Origin of the sequence: Streptomyces sp. E2N166, assembly GCF_003671715.1 — a bacterium.
Classification (GTDB): Bacteria; Actinomycetota; Actinomycetes; order Streptomycetales; family Streptomycetaceae; genus Streptomyces; species Streptomyces thinghirensis.
In genome coordinates this window covers 1,407,856-1,410,539 of record NZ_RAIF01000032.1, presented here as the reverse complement: position 1 = coordinate 1,410,539, position 2,684 = coordinate 1,407,856, and the positions used below count along the sequence as shown (strand labels likewise).

At 72.8% G+C, this 2,684-nt stretch carries 3 protein-coding genes; all 3 read right to left on the bottom strand.

What is annotated here, in order from left to right; genetic code table 11:
* Positions 1–117 precede the first annotated feature (117 nt).
* The gene (locus EBH09_RS33280) at positions 118–1,116 is read right to left on the bottom strand and encodes an ATP-binding cassette domain-containing protein (protein WP_121750539.1); all 999 of its coding nucleotides are present in this window, start codon (positions 1,114–1,116) and stop codon (positions 118–120) included.
* 71 nt (positions 1,117–1,187) lie between these two features.
* Positions 1,188–1,970 carry a class I SAM-dependent methyltransferase gene (locus EBH09_RS33275; RefSeq protein WP_121750538.1) on the bottom strand — a complete coding sequence of 261 codons (783 nt, stop codon included), beginning with the start codon at positions 1,968–1,970 and terminating at the stop codon, positions 1,188–1,190.
* Between the two features lie 18 nt (positions 1,971–1,988).
* The coding region (locus EBH09_RS33270) for a flavoprotein (protein ID WP_345940966.1) at positions 1,989–2,684 on the bottom strand (696 nt) is incomplete at its 5' end.

Below are 2,684 nucleotides of genomic sequence, written 5' to 3'. Positions count from 1 at the left end.
CCGGCAGCGCGCCGGGGCCGGGCCGCGGTCCCGCGGTGTCCCGGTCCGGGGCGCCGGCCCGTTCGCCGTCCGGTGCGTCCTGGCCGTTGGCCCCGCCCGGTGCTCGGGCCACCGTACTCATCGCGCACCGCCCCCGGCCCCGTTGCCCGCCGTCCGTCCGACGGCCGCCGCCGCGCCCGCGCCGGCCGTCCCCTCGGCGTCCTCCTCCGGCTCGCCCGTCCTGGTGACCAGGTCGCGGTACAGCTCGGTCAGCGGCGGGTGCTCGGACACGAAGGCGGAGACCGGCCCGGTGGCCAGCGCGGCGTGCAGCACCCGCTGATCGTCCGCGCCCTTGGCCAGACGGAGCCACGTACGGGTGCCCTCGCGGCTGACGACCTGCACGCCCGGCAGGCCCTCGGTCCAGTTCTCGCCCGCCTGCGGGGCGTCGACCAGCAGCCGGCGGTCGGCGTTCTCGCTCAGCTCCCGGACCGTCCCGCAGGCGATGAGCCGGCCGCCGCCGACGATGCCCACCCGGTCGCAGACGCGCTCGACGAGCGACAGCTGATGGCTGGAGAACATGACGGGCACCCCGTCGGCCGCCCGCTCCGCGAGCACGTCGCGCATGACGTCCACCGCCACCGGATCGAGGCCGGAGAACGGTTCGTCGAGTACCAGCGCCTTCGGTCCGTGGACCAGCGCCGCGGCCAGCTGGACTCGCTGCTGGTTGCCGAGGCTGAGGTTCTGGACCTCCTGTGAGGCGTAGGAGGACAGCTCCAGCCGCTCGATCCACCGGCCCGCGGCCGCCCGCGCGGCGGCCTGCGACAGGCCGTGCAACTCGCCGAGGTACCGCAGTTGTTCAGCGACTTTCATACGCGGATAGAGGCCGCGCTCCTCGGGCATGTAACCGAACCGCCTGCGGTCGGCGAAGCCGACCGGACGGCCGAGCCACCGGACCTCGCCCGCGTCGGGCGTGAGGACTCCGAGGACGATGCGCATCGTGGTGGTCTTGCCGGCCCCGTTGCTTCCCACGAAGCCGAACAACTCACCGGCGCGGATGTCGAAGGTCATGTCGTCCACGGCCCGGCGTCTGCCGTAACTCTTCCGTACGCCATCGACCTCCAGCGCCGGCACGGCCATGTCACACACCTCCCGATGCAATGTGTTAACTGACTGGAGTATTGCGTTAACACAACGGCCCGTCAAGTTGGTCAGACGGTTTGGCGCTCCACCACATAGACATGCTTCTCCGCCTGGTCCGTGACGGGACTGCGGTCCCAGTCGGCCCAGCGGCCGACCACGCGCAGTCCCGCGAGCCGGGCCATCACGTCGAACTCGGCGGGCCAGGCGTACCGGCTGACCTCGGGCACCTTCCGCAGCCGGCCGGAGCCCATGACCGTGTGGACGACCAGTACGGACTGGAGCGCCTGGTTCACCTGGATCGTGTCGAGCAGCAGCGCGTCCGGCGCCAGGTGTCCGACCCTCGTCGTCGCCTCGGTGAGCCGGTGGTAGGTCTGCGGGTTGTACGTCTCGAAGACCGCGGCCCCGCCGTCCGCGAGCGCGTCGTGGATGCCGCGCAGGCAGTCGATCTGCTGCTCCTGGGTGGGCAGCATGAAGAAGGTGTTGAGCGCGGTGAGGACGAGGTCGTACCGCTCCTCGACGGCCAGCGCGGCGAAGTCGCCCACCGCGGTGGTGACTTCACCCGTGGTGTCGTTCTCGTGGAGTTTCGCCAGCATCGCGGGGGACGCGTCCACGCCGTGCACCCGGTAGCCGTGTGCGGCCAGCGGGATCGCCAGCCGGCCGGTGCCGACGCCCAGTTCGAGCAGCGAGGCGGGGGCGGGGCGCAGCTCCTGGAGGAAGGCGACCATGGAGTCGACGGCGGGTCCGGAGGTGGGGTAGAGCGAGTCGTAGATGTCCGCGAGCGACTCCCCGTAGGCGCTGCTGTCCCCGGAGTTCGGCCGCTGCCGGGCCTGCCGGGGTGTTTCCGTGGTCATGGTTGCCTCCGTGAGGTGTCAGGCGGGTGCGTGTTCCTGGTCGGACCCGGGGTGGCCGCCAAGATCGGCTGTCTCCAGTTCCGCCCGCAGGCCGTCGGCCGCGGCCAGCACTTCGGGGAAGGACGCGGGCGCCCACGCCTCGCGCTTCCCGCTGGTCGTACTGCGGCCGGGATGCGGTGGTACGACGACCACGTTCCGGCGCGCTCGGAGTCTGGCGGTGTGGTCCGCGTACGCCACGCTCTCCGCGCCACCGGGTGGCAGCGCGGGTGCCAGCGCGATCGCGGCCCGCGTGCACTGGAGTGCGAGGACGGAGGGCGAGTCGCCCAGTCCGGTGGCCAGCCTGGCCACGTAGTTCAACGTCGCCGGCAGCACCACGACCGCGTCGGGCCACTGGGCGAGGTCGACGTGCCGGGCCCTGGGTTCCGGCTCGTCGGGCCACCGGTCGGTCAGTACGTCGCAGCCGCCGATGGCGGTCAGCGCCTCCCGGGTGACGAACCTGGTGGCCGCCCCGGTCAGTACGTAGCGGACCTCCGTCCCGGGGTGGCCGGCCTTCAGCCAGCTCGCCCAGAACGGGAGATGCGCGGCGGTCACCGAGCCCGTCCCGATCACCAGCAGGCGGCGCGCCCCCACCGGTTCGGCGGCGTTCGCCGGGCCGGTCACCGGGCCACCGCCCCGGCCACCGGTGCGGACGCGGCCGACCCGCCGGACGCGGTG